Raw genomic sequence first — 19164 nt, 5'->3', positions numbered from 1 at the left:
CGAATGCGGTGTGTCAGCCAAAGATGTTGTGACTGATCCACCGCATTCGCGAGCAAGCCCGCTCCCACATTTGGATCTTTGTTTTGCCAACTAGGTATTCATGCTCTGGAAGTGCGCCAACATGCGGTCTGCATCCGGAGCCTCACCACTGAACAGCTCAAACGCCTTCACTGCCTGAAACACCGCCATGTTGCCGCCATCCAGGGTGCGGCAACCCAAAGCGCGGGAATCACGTAGTAGTTCGGTTTCCAGCGGGAAGTACACAATTTCCGCGACCCATAATTCAGCCCGCAGCAGGGCTGGCGGCACCGGCGTGCCGGGCAGCTTGGCCATGCCCATCGGCGTGGTGTTCACCAGGCCATCCGCCTCGGCCATAGCACTTTCCAGATGGTTGCCGACCTGGGCACGACCGACACCGAAGCGCTGCGCGAGGTTATCCACAAGGTCGCGGGCGCGGGTGGCGTCCACGTCAAAAATACTCAATTGCTGCACGCCCTCCGACAGCAGCGCGTGTGCTACCGCTGCACCTGCACCGCCAGCGCCCATCTGGACGACACGCTGGCGCGCCACATCGTTCATGTTGCGCCGAAAGCCTTCGGCAAACCCCAGGCAATCGGTGTTGTGGCCGATGCGCTTGCCATCCTTGAACACCACGGTATTGACTGCGCCAATGCCACGGGCCTCATCGGATAATTCATCGAGCAACGGCAGGATTGCCTGCTTGCACGGGTAGGTAATGTTCAGCCCGGTGAAGTGCATCAATTCGGCGGCGTGCAACAGGTCGGGCAGGGCGTTGGTGTCCAGGTGCAGTGGCGCCAGGTCGATCAGGCGATACAGGTAGCGTAGGCCCTGGGCGTCACCTTCCTGTTCGTGAAGCGCCGGGGTGCGGGAAGCCTGGATGCCCGAGCCGATCAGGCCGGCAAGGATGCGCGGTTTCATCAAGCTCATCCTTTTAACGTATGGCTGAAGTGTTCCAGTGCCAGGTGGTAACCATGGCTGCCGAAACCGGCCAGCACCGCCTTGGCGATGGGTGAAACGAAGGAGTGATGCCGAAACGCCTCGCGGGCATGCACGTTGGACAAGTGCACTTCGATCACCGGTACTTCACTGGCCACCAGTGCGTCGCGAATGGCCACCGAGGTGTGGGTCCAGGCGGCCGGGTTGATCACAATGCCGGCGCAACGGGCGCGGGCGCCGTGGATCCAGTCGAGCAATTCGCCTTCGTGGTTGGTCTGGCGGAACTCGATTTTCAGCCCGAGTTTTTCCGCGCTGCGCCCACACAGCGCGGCGACGTCAGCCAGGGTTTCATGGCCGTAGGTGGCGGGCTCGCGGGTGCCGAGCAGGTTGAGGTTGGGGCCGTTGAGCACCAGCACGATGGGCGGCATGGGAGGGTCTCCACAGTTATTGTTAGTTGTGGAGATAAAATGTACTGAATGGTTAATTTGGTCAATTGATACGGTGGGATGTGTTCGATTATCGAACCCTTCTCGATGTGCAGAACAATTTATCAACAGATGTGTGAAAGCCAATGTGGGAGGGGGCTTGCCCCCGATAGCGATGTACCAGCTACTGATAAGCTGGTTGATACACCGCCATCGGGGGCAAGCCCCCTCCCACATTTTTGATTTGCTGTGTTTTGCAGAGTTAGCGCCGGGTCAACAGCACGCCGGATTCCATATGGTGCGTCCACGGGAACTGGTCAAACATGGCGCACTGGGTAATGCGGTGCGTGTCATGCAGTTGCGCGATGTTGGCCGCCAAGGTCTCCGGATTGCAGGAGATATACAGGATATTGTCGAAGCGGCGGGTCAGTTCGCAGGTGTCTGGGTCCATGCCGGCGCGAGGCGGGTCGACGAACACGCTACCGAACTCGTAGCTTTTCAGGTCGATGCCCTGCAGGCGGCGGAACGGACGCACTTCATTCAGCGCCTCGGTGAGTTCTTCGGCAGACAGACGCACCAGGGTGACGTTATCCACCGCGTTTTCATCGAGGTTGCTCAACGCCGCGTTCACCGAGGTCTTGCTGATCTCGGTGGCCAGCACTTTGCGCACGCGAGTCGCCAACGGCAGCGTGAAGTTGCCGTTGCCGCAGTACAGCTCCAGCAAATCATCCGGGCGATCGCCCAAGGCTTCATACGCCCAGTTGAGCATCTTCTGGTTCACCGTGCCGTTGGGCTGGGTGAAGGCGCCTTCGGGTTGGCGATAGCTGAAGGTACGGCCGCCGACGACGAGTTTTTCCACGACGTAGTCATGGCCGATCACATCGCGCTTGCCCTTGGAGCGGCCGATGATGCTGACATTCAAGTCGGCAGCGAGCTTATTCGCAGCGGTGTGCCAATGCTCGTCCAGAGGACGGTGATAGCACAGGGTGATCATCGCATCGCCGGCCAATGTGGTGAGGAACTCCACTTGGAACAGCTTGTGGCTCAGGGCGGCGCTGGCTTGCCAGGCGGCCTTGAGCTGCGGCATCAACTGGTTGATGCGCAGGCTTGCGATGGGGAACTCTTCGATCAGGATCGGCGTGCGTTTGTCGTCCTGGGAGAACATCGCGTAGTGGCGTTCACCGCCTTCGCGCCACAGACGGAACTCCGCGCGCAGGCGGAAGTGTTGCAGCGGCGAATCAAAGACCTGCGGCTCGGGCGCGTCGAACGGTGCCAGCAGGTCACGCAAGCGCGTGACCTTGTCTTGCAGTTGAGCGGTGTAGCGTGCGGCGTCAAAAGTCATGCGTTGAACCAGCCCAGCTTGATCACGAACAGGATCGACAGGATCACCAATGCCGGGTTCAGCTCACGGTAGCGGCCCGAAAGCAGCTTGATGGCGGTCCAGGCGATGAAACCGAAGGCGATGCCGTTGGCGATGGAGTAAGTGAAAGGCATCGCCAGGGCAGTGACTACCACCGGCGCTGCAACCGTAATGTCATCCCAGTCGATTTCCGCCAAGCCCTGGGTCATCAGCACAGCGACGAACAGCAGCGCTGGCGCAGTGGCGTAGGCCGGTACGCTGGCGGCCAGTGGCGAGAAGAACAGCGCCAGCAGGAACAGGATCGCGACCACGATGGCGGTCAAACCGGTACGGCCACCGGCACTCACGCCGGCGGCGGATTCGATGTAGCTGGTGGTGGTCGACGTACCCAGCAGCGAACCGGCCATGGCGGCGGTACTGTCCGCGATCAGTGCACGGCCCATTTTCGGCATGTGACCGTCCTTGCCCATCAGGCCGGCGCGCTTGGCCACGCCAATCAGGGTGCCGGAGTTGTCGAACAGGTCAACGAACAGGAAAGCGAAGATCACGCTGACCAGGCCGATATCCAGCGCGCCCTTGATATCCAGTTGCAGGAACGTCGGGGCGAGGGACGGTGGTACCGAGGTCACGCCGATGAAGGGCGTGAAGCCCAGAACGATGGAAGCAATAGTGACCGCGAGGATGCCGATCAGCACCGCGCCGCGTACCGCGAGGGCTTCCAGTGCAACGATCAGCACAAACCCCAGGGTGGCGAGGATGGGGGCGGGTTGTTTCAGGTCGCCCAGGCCGACCATGGTGGCCGGGTTGCTGACCACGATGCCGGCGTTGTGCAGGGCGATCAACGCCAGGAACAGGCCGATACCCGCCGCAATCGCCGAGCGCAGTGGCAGGGGAATGGCGTTGATGATCCACTCACGGATACGGAAGATCGACAGCAGGAAGAACAGCACCGCCGAAATAAACACCGCCCCCAGTGCCACTTGCCAGGTATGGCCCATGTGCAGGACCACGGTGTAGGTAAAGAAGGCGTTGAGGCCCATGCCCGGTGCGAGGGCGATCGGGTAGTTGGCGATCAGACCCATGACGGTCGAGCCGATAGCGGCCGCCAGGCAAGTCGCGACAAATACCGCGCCCTTATCCATGCCGGTTTCGCCCAGGATGCTCGGGTTCACGAACAGGATGTAGGCCATGGCCAAAAAGGTCGTGATACCCGCGAGAATCTCGGTGCGCACGTTGGTGTTGTGTGCTTTGAGTTGAAACAGCTTTTCCAGCATGCCGGCTCCCTGTGACGCTATCTTGCGTCGTTATTTGTTGACCTCTAAGTCAAAGCACAAACTGCGCCAAGCGCCTGTGGTTTCAGAGAGGATCGGAAAAAGCGGCGCATCATACCAGCAGCCGAGGCCGTGTGCCCTACGGGCTGCATATTCTGAATCATGGCCTTGAGGCATACTGCGTCGACGTTCAAGACAAGGTCGTTAACAGCATGAAAAAAGCCAACGCGTGGAGTCTAGCTCTGATCGCCAGTATCAGCCTGTGGTGGGGCGTGGCACCGGTGTGGGGCGCGACTGCACCGCCCTTGAGCGAGGTGCGGGTGTTCAAGGTCGAGTCGGCGCGTTGCAGCGAGAAAGTCCCGGAGGGCGCCCAGAGCACTGAGATGTGCCAGCACCGTGGCCCGACCAAAGTCTCGGTGATGGAAGTCGGCCTGGGCAACAGCCCCATGGGTCGCTTCGATGGCGCGGAGCTGGATGGACAGCGCACGCCGATATGTCAGGTCGGCAACATCAGCGAGGCGTGCAATGGCGTGGGTACATTGATGGGCTACATCTATGTGTTCGTGGTGAATGTCGAGGCCCAGGGCTGGTTCGAGTTCAGCAACACCTCGATCAATGGCCCGCAGGTGACCTTGAAGACGATGTTCAACATCCGCTGATTCACACCTTCGTTTCTTCCTCTGGTACATGCATCCGGTCACGGTTGGCCAGGGTCGGGAACAGCTTGATCCACACCCCGGTCACCAACAATGTACCGATCCCGCCCATGACCACCGCTGGCACGGTGCCAAACCAGTGGGCGGTGATCCCGGATTCGAACTCACCCAGTTGATTGGACGCGCCGATGAACAGGCCGTTGACGGCACTGACTCGCCCGCGCATTTCATCCGGCGTCTCCAATTGCACGAAGGACGCGCGGATCACCATGCTGATCATGTCCGCCGCGCCCAGTACCACCAGCACCGCCAGGGAAAACCAGAACGAGGTCGACAGGCCGAACGCGATGGTTGCCACGCCGAACACGCCGACTGCAGTGAACATTACACGGCCTACGTGCCGGTCCACCGCGAAGCGCGCCAGCCACAACGACATCAACAACGCGCCCACCGCCGGTGCCGAGCGCAGCAGGCCCAGGCCCCAGGCGCCGGTCAGCAGGATGTCCTTGGCGAACACCGGCAATAACGCGGTGGCGCCGCCCAACAGCACGGCGAACAGGTCCAGGGAAATGGCGCCGAGGATGTCCGGGCGGCTGCGGATAAAGCGAATTCCGGCCAACAGAGAGTCCATGGTGGCCTTGGCTTTGTTCAGCGGCGTCTGGCGGGCGGGCAGGTTCAGGGTCAGCACGCAGGCGATCAGGTACAACGCCACAGTCGGGCCATACACCCACACGCTGCCGAATGCATACAGCAAACCGCCAAGGGCCGGCGCGACGATGGTCGCCAACTGCTGGGCCGATTGCGATGAGGCCACGGCGCGGGGGAACAACGCGGTGGGCACGATGCTCGGCAGCAGCGCCTGGGTGGTGGGCATTTCAAAAGAGCGCGCGGCGCCCAACAGGAAGGCGAGGATGAAGATCATCTCGCGGGTCACGTTGCCGGTCAGGCCGCCGATGGCCAGGCTCAGGGCAATCAGCGCCTGCACGGTCTGGCAGATGGCGGCCACTTTGCGCCGCTCATAGCGATCGGCCACATGCCCGGTGTGCAGCATGAACAGCACGCGCGGTACGAATTCGACCAAACCGACCAAACCCAGGTCCAGCACGTTGCCGGTCAGTTGGTAGAGGTTCCAGCCGATGGCCACGGTGAGCATCTGAAATCCGCTGGCGGTAAAGATCCGCGCCAGCCAGAACGCGATGAAAGGACGATGGTGACGCAACAGCAACGCGGGTTCGGTTGGCATCGGGAATTCAGGTCAGGGCTGGAGGATGGGCCGAGATTATCATCAAGCTGTAACAGATGGTTGCAAGAACTGAGCTGAGGCAGTCTGTCACGCGGCAAAAGACCACGCCGTCCTACACCGAAAATGGGACTACTCTTTCAGCAATGCTTGATCCAGATCAAAACCGGCCCCGGGATTGTTCTGGCGGCCTTAGGGCCAGATTCCCTGCGTGTTGGGTTAAAAAAGAAACGAATTGGAATTCGCCAGACTCCATATCCGTGGGGGCAGTGGGTGCAGGCTCCCGCCAGCAGCCGGTATTACCTGACAGAGGAAGACTTATGTTCGGTTTGGAGGCGCTAGATCTCGCCCGAATTCAATTCGCGTTCACCATCTCGTTTCACATCCTGTTCCCGGCGATCACCATCGGCCTGGCCAGTTACCTCGCGGTGCTGGAAGGCTTGTGGCTCAAGACCCACAACGACACCTACCGTGACCTCTACCATTTCTGGTCGAAGATCTTTGCCGTCAACTTCGGCATGGGCGTGGTTTCCGGGTTGGTCATGGCCTACCAATTCGGCACCAACTGGAGCCGCTTCTCGGACTTCGCCGGTGCCGTGACCGGGCCGCTGCTGACGTACGAAGTGCTCACGGCCTTCTTCCTGGAGGCCGGTTTCCTAGGGGTGATGCTGTTCGGCTGGAACAAGGTGGGGCGCAAGCTGCACTTCTTCTCCACCGTGATGGTCGCCGTTGGTACGTTGATCTCCACGTTCTGGATCTTGTCGTCCAACAGCTGGATGCAGACGCCTCAGGGCTTTGAAATCATCGACGGGCGCGTGATCCCGACCGATTGGTTCGCCGTGGTCTTCAACCCGTCGTTCCCCTATCGCTTGGCGCACATGGCCACGGCGGCGTTCGTGGCTACGGCGTTCTTCGTCGGCTCCTCGGCGGCCTGGCACTTGCTGCGTGGCAAGGACAACCCGGCGATCCGCACCATGTTGTCGATGGCCATGTGGATGGCCCTGATCGTCGCGCCTATCCAGGCGGTCATCGGCGACTTCCATGGCCTCAATACCTTGAAGCATCAACCGGCAAAAATCGCCGCGATTGAAGGCCACTGGGAAAATATCGGCAACGAGCCGACGCCGCTGATCCTGTTCGGCTGGCCGGACATGAAAGCCGAAAAAACCAAGTACGCCGTTGAGATCCCGTACCTGGGCAGCCTGATCCTTACCCACTCCCTGGACAAACAGGTGCCGGCGCTCAAGGAGTTCCCGCCTGAGGACCGCCCCAACTCGACCATCGTGTTCTGGTCGTTCCGGGTCATGGTCGGCCTGGGCTTCCTGATGATCTTCACTGGTCTGTTCAGCCTCTGGCTGCGCCGTGGCGACAAGATGTACACGTCCAAGCCGTTCCTGTACCTGGCGTTGTGGATGGGGCCATCCGGCCTGATCGCGATTCTCGCTGGCTGGTTCACCACTGAAATCGGCCGTCAGCCGTGGGTGGTCTATGGCTTGATGCGCACGGCGGATGCGTCCTCCGGGCATAGCCTGGCGCAGATGACGATTACTCTGGTGTTGTTCGTGGTGGTGTATTTCGCCCTGTTCGGCGCTGGCCTGGGTTACATGATGCGTCTGGTGCGCAAAGGGCCGCAGATTCATGACGGCAGCGAGCCAACCCATGGTGGCCCGGGCCAGAAACGCACACCGGCACGTCCGTTGTCCGCCGCTGATGACGGCAGTGATGACGACCACACCCACATCCAGCACAAGGGGAATTGAGATGGGTATTGATCTTCCGCTGATCTGGGCCGTGATCATCATCTTCGGCATCATGATGTATGTGGTGATGGACGGCTTCGACTTGGGTATCGGCATCCTCTTTCCGTTTATCCCGGGCAAAGTCGACCGTGACGTCATGATGAACACCGTCGCCCCGGTATGGGACGGTAACGAAACCTGGTTGGTACTGGGCGGCGCAGCGTTGTTCGGCGCCTTTCCGCTGGCTTATTCGGTGGTGCTGTCGGCGCTGTACCTGCCACTGATCCTGATGCTGATCGGGTTGATCTTCCGTGGCGTGGCCTTCGAGTTCCGCTTCAAGGCCAAGGATCACAAGCGTCATCTGTGGGACAAGGCGTTCATCGGCGGCTCAATCGCGGCGACGTTCTTCCAGGGCGTGGCGCTGGGGGCGTTCATTGACGGTATCCCGGTGGTGAACCGCCAGTTCGCCGGCGGCTCGCTGGACTGGCTGACGCCGTTCACGATGTTCTGCGGCGTGGCCCTGGTGGTGGCGTATGCCTTGCTGGGTTGCACCTGGCTGATCATGAAGACCGAAGGCAAGTTGCAGGAGCAGATGCACAACCTGGCGCGGCCATTGGCCTTCGTGGTGTTGGCGGTGATCGGTATCGTCAGCCTGTGGACGCCGCTGGCGCACCCGGAAATCGCTTCGCGCTGGTTCACCCTGCCGAATCTGTTCTGGTTCCTGCCGGTGCCGATCCTGGTGTTGGTGACCATGTACGGGCTGATCCGTGCGGTGGCGCGTAATGCGCACTACACACCGTTCCTGCTGACGCTGGTGCTGATCTTCCTTGGCTACAGCGGCCTGGGCATCAGCCTGTGGCCGAACATCATTCCGCCGTCCGTGTCGATCTGGGACGCCGCCGCGCCGCCGCAGAGCCAGGGCTTCATGCTGGTGGGCACGCTGTTCATCATTCCGTTCATCCTGGGTTACACCTTCTGGAGCTACTACGTGTTCCGCGGCAAGGTCACCCACGAAGACGGCTATCACTAGGAGGGTCGTTTTATGTCCGGCAAACCGACGTTGCACGAGATTGAACAGGCCGAGAAACAGCCATTGTGGCGGCGCCTGGGGTGGTTGGCGATGATTTGGACTGGCAGCGTGCTGGCCCTGTTCGTCGTGGCCAGCTTGATGCGCATGTTCATGAATGCGGCCGGCTTGACCACCCACTGACATCCCAATCCGGGCTTCACGGTCCGGTTTTTCAGCCCTGCCTTTCGCGAGAAAGGCAGGGTTTTTTATTTGCGCGCTTTGAGAATCACGAATTTTGGCGTGGTGGCGACTTGCTCGACGCCCCGGAACAACCGGGCCAGCTTGGTGTGGTAGCCCAAGTGACGGTTACCGACGATGTATAGGGCACCGCCTACCACCAGGCTTTCCCGTGCTTGCTGGAACATGCGCCAAGCGAGGAAGTCGCCGACCACCTGCTGCTGGTGGAAGGGTGGGTTGCACAGCACCACGTCCAGCGATTGCGGTTCCTGGCCGGCCAGGCCATCGCCGGCGCGCACCACAACATGGCGATCACCCAGCGCGGTTTGCCAGTTCTCGGTGGCCGATTGCACGGCCATGTAGGACTCGTCTACCAAGGTGTATTGCGCGTCGGGGTTTTGCAGCGCGCTGGCGATCGCCAAGACGCCGTTGCCGCAGCCCAAGTCCGCCACACGAGCGTTACCCAGATTTTTCGGCAGGTGGGGCAGGAAGGCGCGGGTGCCAATATCCAGACCCTCACGGCAGAACACGTTGGCGTGGTTGAGCAGCTCGATGGCCGGGGTGTCGAGGGTGTAACGGGTGGGGTAGGGTGAGGCTGCTGCTGGGCGATCCTCTACGGTCGCGATCAGCAGCCGGGCTTTTTTGACCGCAAGCGAGGCGTGCATCGGCCCGATGTAGCGCTCCAGCAGTTCACCCGCCGCCCGTGGCAAATGCTTGATCATCGCCCCGGCGATCACCTCGGCGCCTGGCGCCAATTGGCCTTGCAGACGGATCAGTTGCTCCTCCAGCAAGGCCAGGGTTTTCGGCACACGGATCAATACTCGGTCGAACGGCCCCATGGGTACCTGGCTGGCCGGGATGAACGGCACCGCATCAAACGTCTTGCCGTTGCGCACTAGGTTTTTTTCCAGCCCCAGGGCGGCGAGAAACGAATCGCCGCTGGAGGTGAGGTGTACTCGCCCCTCAAGGCTGGCCGCCAGGGCACCAAAGCTGTCATTGAGCACCAATACGCGGGTGGCAGCGGCCGGCTGTTGCTGCGCCAGGTAGCCGAGCAAGTACTCGTCGGCAGCATCGAAGGCCTGCAGCGGATCGTTATGTTGCTCGGGTTGGCGGATCAGATCGAGCTGGGCGAAGGGGCTGTCGAGCAGGGGCATGGCGGGGGAGGCTCTGGGTAATCATTGGCGGAACCGTCTGAGTGAACGGCGAGGTGACACCTGAAGGCGTAGCTCAACACTCAGAATGGGATCGTAAATGTTACTTTTTTTTGAGCCTGATGACATGCGGTGTTTCCGTGCCAGCTAAAAAAGATAGCCCTCTTTGTAGGCTCTGAGTACCGCGGCGATCTTGTTGTTGACCCCCAATTTGTTGAATGTGCTTTTGATGTGAAAGCCTACGGTGCGCTCTGATAGGCAAAGAATCACAGCAATGTCCCCGGCGGTCTTGCCCAGGGCTGACCATTTGAGTATTTCCGTTTCCCGTTTTGTCAATTTACAGCATGGCGACGCATTGGGCCCAGCGGCGTATTTGGGTGCAGTCACCGAGTGCAGCACATTGCAGAGCCATAACACTCGGCCGGCTTTTTCATAGAGTTCTTCCGGGCTCACTTCACTGTCACTGCGTGCCAGAGTCAGCATGCTGTACTTCCCTTGGGCGTCATGAAAGGGCTGCGTCCATGCCCTATGTACACCAAACGATTGGGCCAACGACCATAAGTCGGGTGCTGAAATGAATGTTTTTTCCTCCCATACGATGGGGAGTACGCTGCTTTTACAGTGGGTAACAACCGGATCTACATCGAAGAAGTGAGCCTGTTGATACAACGTGTTCCACTCGTTCGAATAGTTGTCGATCTGGATGGGTTTCGTTTGGCTATCCGCCAGTTGGGAACTCATTGTAAAGGAACAGAATGTGAAGCCAAGTTCATAGGTTTGAGTTAGGACCATCTCAAACACACTAGTGATCTCGTTTTCACCTTCCAGTTTGGGGAGCCGAGTATTGCGCCAGGTCACCATTTGTAAATCTCCATGGGGTTTGCGTGGCGTGGGTACGTCCTCATCCCAGCGGCACGAAAATCAGTGTAGGACATCGCCTACTTACAAACGTGAAAAAAATGTCATATGTAACTAGAGCTTAGTCTCTAAATAACCTGTACGATTTTTACAATGTTGTATAGGTGATTAGAGGGGGTAATAAATTCTTGATTGAATTTAAGGGGTTGTGGGTGGTGCCAAAGTGATAGCGCTTAGATGCGATGTTCCATCTATCAAAGGGTGGCAAGTGGGTTAATAGCCAAATGGTTGGTTAGAATTAGCTTGCTACTATGCGCTCAGTATTTTGAGGATTTAACGCATTCTCTCACTGCGGGTCACTGCCGCCTGCTCCTGTCGAAATACCACTACCAATCAGCGGTGTTTGCGCGCGCTGGTTTGAGGGACACTAGGGGCCTGTGCAAAACGGAGTTCCCCATGACGGCCAGTGCTGAGAAATTCACCCGCCAGACCTTGCTCGACGTGCAATCGCTGACCCCCAGCCTGTTTACCCTGCGTACCACCCGTGACCCAGGCTTTCGGTTCACTGCTGGCCAATTCGTGCGCCTGGGGGTGACCAAGGCGGATGGCAGCACCGTATGGCGCGCCTATTCCATTGTGTCTTCGCCCTTTGACGAGCACCTCGATTTTTTCTCCATCGTCGTTCCGGGCGGCGAATTCACCAGTGAGTTGAGCCGCCTGCAGGTGGGGGATACGCTGATGGTCGAGCGTCAGGCCACGGGGTTCCTGACCCTGAACCGCTTTGTGGACGGGCGTGATCTGTGGTTGCTGGGTACCGGGACCGGGGTGGCGCCGTTCCTGTCGATCCTGCAGGATTTTGAGGTCTGGGAGAAGTTCGAGCGTATCGTGCTGGTGTACAGCGCCCGGGAGGCCAAGGAATTGGCTTACCAATCGCTGATCCATGAGTTGGGCGAGCGTGAATACCTGGCCGAGCACGCCCACAAGCTCACCTACCTTCCCATCGTTACCCGTGAACAGCACCCAGGGGCGCTGAACGGGCGCATCACTACCCTGATCGAAAATGGTGAGCTGGAGCGTGCGGCCGGTGTCGAGTTGACCCCGGAACACTCCCGTGTGTTGATTTGCGGCAACCCGCAGATGGTCGATGACACCCGGCAATTGCTCAAGCAGCGGGAGATGCATCTGAGCCTTAGCCGTCGCCCGGGCCAAGTGGCCGTCGAAAACTACTGGTAGAAAAAAGGCGCCTCGAAAGGCGCCTTTTTGTTCCGCGGGTTAAAGCGGTTTGTTGTTCTGAGCCTTGAGCAAGTCCCGGATCTCGGTGAGCAACTCTTCTTCTTTGGTCGGTGCCGGTGGTACGGTTGGAGCCACGGCTTCCTCGCGCTTGAGGCGGTTGATGGCCTTCACGCCCATGAAGATCGCGAACGCGATGATCACGAAGTCGATGATGCTCTGGATGAATTTGCCGTAGGCCATTACCACCGCTGGAGCATCACCTTGCGCTGCCTTGAGCGTCACCGCCAAGTCCGCAAAGTCGACGCCACCGATCAGCAGGCCGATGGGAGGCATCACCACGTCCCCTACAAACGAGGAAACAATTTTGCCGAAGGCAGCACCGATGATGATACCGACGGCCATGTCGACCACATTACCTTTGACCGCGAAGGCCTTGAACTCACTGATCACGCCCATAGGTTATTCCTTGTTACAGATGAGAAGGGTGGAGCTCAGTGTAAGCCAGTCGTAGAAGGCTTGCGCGACACAACTGTTAACACTGTCGATTTTTATCGACACATTAAAACGCAAATAGTTTTCAAAGTGCCATCAATCGCGCGCGATTTACCTCTCACTTCAGCCACTTACCACATTTTTTTCTTAATCGGTCCTGTGGTGTTTTTCTATTTATCTTCTGGCTCCCGGGTCACTAGCCTCTGACGTGCACAACTGAATGTGCACTAAAAAAACCAGAGGAAACCTCGATGAAGAGTCCAATGAACCGTAGGCCGATACTGGCGCGACATGTGCTGGTATTGGCGACCGCCAGCCTGCTTTCCCTCTCCGTGCAAGCCGCCAACCTGACCCGGGACAACGGTGCAGCCGTCGGCGACAACCAGAACTCACAAACCGCCGGGGCCAACGGTCCGGTACTGCTGCAAGACGTGCAGTTGATTCAGAAACTGCAACGCTTCGACCGCGAACGCATTCCGGAGCGTGTAGTACACGCCCGTGGCACCGGCGCCCATGGCACCTTCACCGTCACCGATAACCTCAGCGACCTGACCAAGGCCAAGGTGTTCGCTGCCGGCGAAGCCACCCCCGTGTTTGTACGGTTCTCGGCGGTAGTGCACGGCAACCACTCCCCGGAAACCCTGCGTGACCCACGCGGCTTCGCCACCAAGTTCTATACCGCTGAAGGTAACTGGGACTTGGTCGGTAATAATTTCCCGACATTCTTTATTCGCGATGCCATCAAGTTCCCTGACATGGTCCACGCGTTTAAACCGGACCCGCGCACTAACTTGGACGACGACTCGCGCCGTTTCGACTTCTTCTCCCATGTTCCAGAGGCCACCCGTACGCTGACCGAGTTGTACTCCGACTCAGGAACTCCGGCCAGTTATCGGGAAATGGACGGCAATGGTGTACATGCCTACAAGTTGATTAACGCCAAGGGTGAAGTGCACTACGTCAAGTTCCACTGGAAGAGCCTGCAAGGCATCAAGAATCTCGATCCCAAGCAAGTGACTGAAGTGCAGGGCCGTGATTACAGTCATATGACCAATGATTTGGTCACCCATATTAATAAGGGCGATTTCCCTAAGTGGGATTTGTATGTGCAAGTGCTCAAGCCAGAAGATTTGGCCAAGTTTGATTTCGATCCGCTGGATGCCACTAAGATCTGGCCGAATGTGCCTGAACGCAAAGTCGGCCAGATGGTGTTGAACCGCAACCCGGCCAACGTCTTCCAGGAAACCGAGCAAGTCGCCATGGCCCCGGCCAACCTGGTGCCGGGCATCGAGCCGTCTGAGGATCGCCTGCTGCAAGGCCGGGTGTTCTCCTACGCCGACACGCAGATGTATCGCCTGGGCGCCAACGCGCTGCAACTGCCGATCAATGCCCCACGGGTGACCGTCAACAACGGTAACCAGGACGGCGCGATGAATTTCGGCAAGACCACCACTGGCGTGAACTACCAGCCGAGCCGCCTGATGTCACGGGAAGAGCCGCAAGCGGCGCGCTACAGCCAGTCGGCCCTGTCGGGCAGCACCCAGCAGGCAAAGATTCAGCGTGAGCAGAACTTCAAGCAGGCTGGTGACTTGTACCGGTCCTACAACAAGAAGGCGCGTCAGGACCTGATCGATAACTTCGGTGGTTCCCTGGCGACCACGGATGATGAGAGCAAGCACATCATCCTGTCGTTCCTCTATAAGGCCGATCCTGAGTACGGCACCGGTGTTGCCAAGGTGGCCAAGGGCGACCTGGCTCGCGTGAAGGCGCTGGCGGAAAAGCTGACTGACTGACCCCGTTGGTTGTGGTCGGCGCCCCTGAAAGGGCGTCGACCTTTGGCAGGAGAGTTTCCATGCGTATTTCAATCGGTTTACTGATGGCCATGCTGGCCTTTGTTGCCCATGCCGAGTCCCCCGAGCCGGCCGCGCTCAAAGCACAGCTGCAGGATTACTATTTCGATGCCGCCCGCCGTGGTGACGTCGACATGCTCAACACCTTTATCGAGTCCGGCTACAGCCTCAATACCCAGGACGACAAGGGCTACACCGCGTTAATCCTTGCCGCATACCACGGCCAGGGGCCTTTCGTGGAGCGTTTGCTCAACGCCGGCGCCGACGCCTGTGTGCAGGACAAGCGTGGCAACACCGCCCTGATGGGCGCGATCTTCAAAGGTGAGTTGAAGATCGCCCAGCGCCTGCTGTCCACCGACTGCAACCCCGATCAACGCAATGGCGCCGGGCAGACGGCTGCCATGTACGCCGGGCTGTTCAAACGTATCGAGCTACTGGACGAGTTGAAGGCCAAAGGCGCCGACCTCAACGCCGAAGACCCGATCGGCAACAGTGCCTCACGCTTGGCCAGCGGTGAAATCCGGACCCCGGCGCCACGCTGAGCTATCATCGCGGTTTTTCAGTTGGAGGTTCTCAAATGGCAAAGGCCAAGCGCATGTACGGCTGCACAGAGTGCGGCGCGACCTTTCCCAAGTGGGCCGGCCAGTGCAGCGAGTGCGGTGCATGGAACACCCTGACTGAAACCATGATCGAAAGCGGCGGTGCGGCGGCCCCGACCGGCCGCGCCGGCTGGACCGGGCAACAGGCGCAGATCAAGACCCTGGCCGAAGTCAGCGTTGAAGAAATCCCGCGTTTTTCCACGGCGTCCGGTGAGCTCGACCGCGTGCTCGGCGGCGGCCTGGTGGACGGCTCGGTGGTGTTGATCGGCGGTGATCCGGGTATCGGCAAGTCGACTATCCTGCTGCAAACCCTGTGCAGCATCGCCAGCCGCATGCCCGCGTTGTATGTCACCGGTGAAGAGTCCCAACAGCAAGTGGCCATGCGTGCCCGGCGCCTCGGTTTGCCCCAGGACCAACTGCGGGTGATGACCGAAACTTGCATCGAAAGCATCATCGCCACGGCCCGTATCGAAAAGCCCAAGGTCATGGTGATTGACTCGATCCAGACCATTTTCACCGAGCAACTGCAATCGGCGCCGGGTGGTGTGTCCCAGGTGCGTGAGAGTGCGGCGCTGCTGGTGCGTTATGCCAAACAGAGTGGCACGGCGATCTTCCTGGTTGGTCATGTGACCAAGGAAGGGGCGTTGGCAGGGCCACGGGTGCTTGAGCATATGGTCGACACCGTGCTGTATTTCGAAGGCGAATCCGATGGCCGCCTGCGTTTGCTGCGGGCGGTGAAGAACCGCTTCGGTGCGGTCAACGAACTGGGTGTGTTCGCCATGACCGACAGGGGATTGAAAGAAGTCTCCAATCCGTCGGCAATTTTTCTGACGCGTGCCCAGGAAGAAGTCCCTGGCAGCGTGGTGATGGCAACGTGGGAAGGTACGCGCCCGATGCTGGTGGAAGTCCAGGCGCTGGTGGATGACAGCCACTTGGCCAACCCGCGCCGGGTCACGCTCGGCCTGGATCAGAACCGCCTGGCGATGTTGCTGGCGGTATTGCACCGACACGGCGGTATTCCTACCCATGACCAGGACGTGTTCCTCAACGTGGTCGGCGGGGTCAAGGTGCTGGAAACCGCTTCCGACCTGGCCTTGATGGCGGCGGTGATGTCCAGTCTGCGTAACCGGCCGTTGCCTCATGACCTGCTGGTGTTCGGGGAGGTCGGTCTGTCAGGTGAGGTGCGCCCAGTGCCGAGTGGTCAGGAACGCCTGAAAGAGGCGGCCAAGCACGGCTTCAAACGTGCCATCGTGCCCAAGGGCAATGCGCCGAAGGAGTCGCCGCCGGGGATTCAGATCATTGCGGTGACACGCCTGGAACAGGCGTTGGATGCCCTGTTCGAGTAATCAGCAACACTGCAAGGTCAATGTGGGAGGGGGCTTGCCCCCGATAGCTGAGTGTCAGTCAGCACATGTAGGGCTGACCCACCGCCATCGGGGCAAGCCCCCTCCCACAGTTGATTTGTGTTGGCTGTTAGATTTCTAGCAAGGCCGCCAACTCGCGGTGCAGTTCATCCTCGTCACCCAGGTTCAACTCGATCAGCCGCCGCAAATGACTGATCGAATCCAAGTCAATGTGTTGGCACACGAACCCCAACTGGCCATGATCCTCGTGGGTCAGTCGCACCTGCATCTTGATATGGGCCTTGGGGTCCAGGCGGATGTCGACGTCAAAGGGTAGGGCTTTATTCCCCTTCCAATCCTCGGGGCGTTGCACCAACAACCCTTTTAGCGACAGATCCACCAATTGTGCCGGCCATTCCCTGCCGTTTTGCCGCAGTTCGGTCTTGGCATCAAAGGCAATCCGGCGAAAACGGCGGCGGTCAGACGGTTGTTCGGTCATCGTGAAGCCCTCTGTGGATAAGGGGATTGTAGCGCTGGGCCATCTTTGGGCCTTTATTTCTTCTTTTTTTGCCAACAGAAGGCTCTAGACCAACGTAGGGGGGTGGTCTTTGAAGCCAACAGCGCTAAACTCGGAACGGCTGTCCTTTCTGTCCACCCTGGCTGGAATATAAAAATGAAAAATAATAATAGCCTGCTACGCCACCTGCCCTGGCTGGTGCTGGCAATTGTAGGAGCGTGCGCCCTTGGCGTAGTGGCCTTGCGCCGCGGCGAGGCGATCAACGCCTTGTGGATTGTGGTCGCTGCTGTGGCCATCTACCTGGTTGCATACCGCTACTACAGCTTGTTCATCGCGAATAACGTGATGCAACTCGACCCACGGCGGGCCACCCCCGCAGTGATCAACAATGATGGTCTGGACTACGTGCCGACCAATAAACACATCCTTTTCGGTCACCACTTTGCGGCGATTGCCGGTGCAGGCCCCTTGGTCGGCCCGGTACTTGCGGCGCAAATGGGCTACCTGCCCGGCACGCTCTGGCTGATTGCCGGCGTGGTGCTGGCGGGCGCGGTGCAGGACTTCATGGTCCTGTTCCTCTCCACGCGTCGCAACGGCCGTTCCCTGGGGGATATGGTCCGCGAAGAAATGGGCCGCATCCCGGGGACCATCGCGCTGTTCGGTTGCTTCCTGATCATGATCATCATCCTCGCGGTGCTGGCGCTGATCGTGGTCAAGGCCCTGGCGGAAAGCCCATGGGGCATCTTCACCGTGATGGCGACTATCCCGATCGCGATGTTCATGGGCGTGTACATGCGCTACATCCGCCCGGGCCGCATCGGTGAAATCTCGATCATTGGCGTGTTCTTGTTGTTGGGTTCGATCTGGCTGGGTGGGCAGATCGCCGCTGACCCGGTCTGGGCCAAAGCCTTCACTTTCACCGGCATTCAAATTACCTGGATGCTGATCGGCTACGGTTTCGTGGCTGCGGTATTGCCGGTGTGGCTGATCCTCGCACCGCGTGACTACCTGTCGACCTTCCTGAAAATCGGCACCATCATCGCCCTGGCGATTGGCATCTTGGTCACCATGCCAGAGCTGAAAATGCCGGCCCTGACCCAATTCATCGACGGCACCGGCCCGGTATGGAAGGGTGGCCTGTTCCCGTTCCTGTTCATCACCATCGCCTGTGGCGCGGTATCGGGTTTCCACGCACTGATTTCCTCGGGCACCACGCCCAAGCTGCTGGATAACGAGACCAACGCCCGCTACATCGGTTACGGCGGCATGTTGATGGAGTCGTTCGTGGCCATCATGGCCATGGTTGCTGCGTCGGTGATCGAGCCGGGCGTGTACTTCGCCATGAACAGCCCGGCTGCCGTGGTCGGCGGCGATGTGATGGCCGTGGCGCAAACCGTCAGCAGTTGGGGCTTTGCGATTACGCCTGAGGCGCTGCAAGCCGTGGCCCACGACATCGGTGAGACCACTATCCTGGCGCGTGCCGGTGGTGCGCCGACCCTGGCGGTGGGTATCGCGCAGATCCTGCACAGCGTACTGCCGGGTGAAAACACCATGGCGTTCTGGTACCACTTTGCGATCCTGTTCGAAGCGCTGTTCATCCTCACAGCCGTCGACGCAGGCACCCGTGCCGGTCGCTTCATGCTGCAGGACCTGCTGGGCTCCTTCGTACCCGCGCTCAAGCGCACCGAGTCCTGGACAGCCAACTTGATCGCGACTGCAGGTTGCGTGGCGATGTGGGGTTACCTGCTGTACCAAGGCGTGATTGACCCTCTGGGCGGCATCAACACCTTGTGGCCGCTGTTCGGTATCTCCAACCAGATGCTCGCCGGTATCGCGCTGATGCTCGGCACCGTTGTGCTGATCAAAATGAAACGCCAACGCTACATTTGGGTCACCCTGCTGCCGGCAGTGTGGTTGCTGATCTGCACCACCACCGCAGGCTTCATCAAGCTGTTCGACGCCAACCCGGCGATTGGCTTCCTGTCGCTGGCCAAGAAGTACAGCGATGCCCTGGCCAACGGCCAGATCCTGGCCCCGGCCAAGAGCATCGACCAGATGCAGCACGTGATCTACAACGCCTATACCAACGCAACGCTGACGGCGCTGTTCCTGTTCGTGGTGTTCAGCATCTTGTTCTATGCGCTCAAGGTCGGCGTCGCCGCCTGGGGCAACAAAGAGCGTACGGATAAAGAAGCCCCATTCCAGGCAGTACCGGACGCGTAATCGA

The 19164-nt window shown here is 59.5% G+C and carries 18 protein-coding genes; 9 read left to right on the top strand and 9 right to left on the bottom strand.

What is annotated here, in order from left to right; all coding sequences use genetic code 11:
* Window positions 1–90 precede the first annotated feature (90 nt).
* From AC07V4_RS21950 to AC07V4_RS21935, 4 genes are all read right to left on the bottom strand, one after another.
* Window positions 91–939, bottom strand: coding sequence for a shikimate dehydrogenase (locus tag AC07V4_RS21950; RefSeq protein ID WP_492638200.1), 849 nt, complete (start codon window positions 937–939; stop codon window positions 91–93).
* Window positions 940–944: 5 nt separating this feature from the next.
* Entirely contained in the window at window positions 945–1385 is a 441-nt protein-coding gene (aroQ, locus tag AC07V4_RS21945) for a type II 3-dehydroquinate dehydratase (RefSeq protein ID WP_017253796.1), read from the bottom strand.
* 259 nt (window positions 1386–1644) lie between these two features.
* A complete protein-coding gene (trmA, locus tag AC07V4_RS21940) occupies window positions 1645–2724 on the bottom strand; it encodes a tRNA (uridine(54)-C5)-methyltransferase TrmA (RefSeq protein ID WP_492638199.1) in 1080 nt (359 codons plus the stop codon).
* Window positions 2721–4016, bottom strand: a complete 1296-nt coding sequence (locus AC07V4_RS21935; protein ID WP_122728019.1) for an NCS2 family permease — start codon at window positions 4014–4016, stop codon at window positions 2721–2723. The genes trmA and AC07V4_RS21935 overlap by 4 nt, the downstream gene beginning before the upstream one ends.
* 209 nt (window positions 4017–4225) lie before the next feature.
* Between AC07V4_RS21935 and AC07V4_RS21930 the strand changes: the two genes are divergently transcribed.
* Window positions 4226–4672 (top strand): DUF4879 domain-containing protein, encoded by a 447-nt coding sequence (locus tag AC07V4_RS21930; protein WP_492638198.1) that lies wholly within the window; start codon window positions 4226–4228, stop codon window positions 4670–4672.
* A 1-nt stretch (window position 4673) separates the two neighbouring features.
* Here the strand turns inward: AC07V4_RS21930 and AC07V4_RS21925 are convergent, their stop codons facing one another.
* Window positions 4674–5912 carry an MFS transporter gene (locus tag AC07V4_RS21925; protein WP_431753090.1) on the bottom strand — a complete coding sequence of 413 codons (1239 nt, stop codon included), beginning with the start codon at window positions 5910–5912 and terminating at the stop codon, window positions 4674–4676.
* A 317-nt stretch (window positions 5913–6229) separates the two neighbouring features.
* Between AC07V4_RS21925 and AC07V4_RS21920 the strand changes: the two genes are divergently transcribed.
* The 3 genes from AC07V4_RS21920 to AC07V4_RS21910 are packed head-to-tail and all read left to right on the top strand — an operon-like array spanning window position 6230 to window position 8858.
* The gene (locus tag AC07V4_RS21920) at window positions 6230–7669 is read left to right on the top strand and encodes a cytochrome ubiquinol oxidase subunit I (protein WP_492638197.1); all 1440 of its coding nucleotides are present in this window, start codon (window positions 6230–6232) and stop codon (window positions 7667–7669) included.
* Window position 7670: 1 nt separating this feature from the next.
* Window positions 7671–8678, top strand: coding sequence for a cytochrome d ubiquinol oxidase subunit II (gene cydB / locus AC07V4_RS21915; RefSeq protein ID WP_431749101.1), 1008 nt, complete (start codon window positions 7671–7673; stop codon window positions 8676–8678).
* A 12-nt stretch (window positions 8679–8690) separates the two neighbouring features.
* Complete coding sequence (locus tag AC07V4_RS21910; RefSeq protein WP_010562540.1) at window positions 8691–8858, top strand: DUF2474 domain-containing protein; 168 nt, start codon at window positions 8691–8693, stop codon at window positions 8856–8858.
* Between the two features lie 65 nt (window positions 8859–8923).
* On the opposite strand, the gene AC07V4_RS21905 is transcribed toward AC07V4_RS21910, so the two are convergent.
* Window positions 8924–10048, bottom strand: a complete 1125-nt coding sequence (locus tag AC07V4_RS21905) for a methyltransferase (protein WP_492638196.1) — start codon at window positions 10046–10048, stop codon at window positions 8924–8926.
* A 144-nt stretch (window positions 10049–10192) separates the two neighbouring features.
* The gene (locus AC07V4_RS21900; RefSeq protein ID WP_492638195.1) at window positions 10193–10906 is read right to left on the bottom strand and encodes a helix-turn-helix transcriptional regulator; all 714 of its coding nucleotides are present in this window, start codon (window positions 10904–10906) and stop codon (window positions 10193–10195) included.
* Window positions 10907–11359: 453 nt separating this feature from the next.
* On the opposite strand from AC07V4_RS21900, the gene AC07V4_RS21895 reads away from it, so the two are divergent.
* Window positions 11360–12136 carry a ferredoxin--NADP reductase gene (locus AC07V4_RS21895; RefSeq protein ID WP_492638194.1) on the top strand — a complete coding sequence of 259 codons (777 nt, stop codon included), beginning with the start codon at window positions 11360–11362 and terminating at the stop codon, window positions 12134–12136.
* Between the two features lie 39 nt (window positions 12137–12175).
* Here the strand turns inward: AC07V4_RS21895 and mscL are convergent, their stop codons facing one another.
* A complete protein-coding gene (mscL, locus tag AC07V4_RS21890) occupies window positions 12176–12592 on the bottom strand; it encodes a large-conductance mechanosensitive channel protein MscL (RefSeq protein WP_431749069.1) in 417 nt (138 codons plus the stop codon).
* Between the two features lie 287 nt (window positions 12593–12879).
* Between mscL and katB the strand changes: the two genes are divergently transcribed.
* From katB to radA, 3 genes are read left to right on the top strand one after another with little or no spacing between them, the layout of a single operon-like run.
* The gene (katB, locus tag AC07V4_RS21885) at window positions 12880–14421 is read left to right on the top strand and encodes a catalase KatB (RefSeq protein WP_492638193.1); all 1542 of its coding nucleotides are present in this window, start codon (window positions 12880–12882) and stop codon (window positions 14419–14421) included.
* Window positions 14422–14480: 59 nt separating this feature from the next.
* On the top strand, window positions 14481–15020 hold the full coding sequence (locus AC07V4_RS21880; RefSeq protein ID WP_492638192.1) for an ankyrin repeat domain-containing protein: 540 nt from the start codon (window positions 14481–14483) through the stop codon (window positions 15018–15020).
* A gap of 35 nt (window positions 15021–15055) precedes the next feature.
* Window positions 15056–16423, top strand: coding sequence for a DNA repair protein RadA (radA, locus tag AC07V4_RS21875; protein ID WP_431751004.1), 1368 nt, complete (start codon window positions 15056–15058; stop codon window positions 16421–16423).
* Window positions 16424–16550: 127 nt separating this feature from the next.
* Here the strand turns inward: radA and AC07V4_RS21870 are convergent, their stop codons facing one another.
* A complete protein-coding gene (locus tag AC07V4_RS21870) occupies window positions 16551–16919 on the bottom strand; it encodes a PilZ domain-containing protein (protein ID WP_492638191.1) in 369 nt (122 codons plus the stop codon).
* A gap of 174 nt (window positions 16920–17093) precedes the next feature.
* Between AC07V4_RS21870 and AC07V4_RS21865 the strand changes: the two genes are divergently transcribed.
* A complete protein-coding gene (locus AC07V4_RS21865; protein WP_431751006.1) occupies window positions 17094–19160 on the top strand; it encodes a carbon starvation CstA family protein in 2067 nt (688 codons plus the stop codon).
* Window positions 19161–19164 lie beyond the last annotated feature (4 nt).

It is taken from the genome of Pseudomonas sp. GW821-FHT03A09, assembly GCF_059421065.1.
Note: the sequence above shows the minus strand (reverse complement) of the source record. Positions and strands in the feature narration are given on the sequence as shown.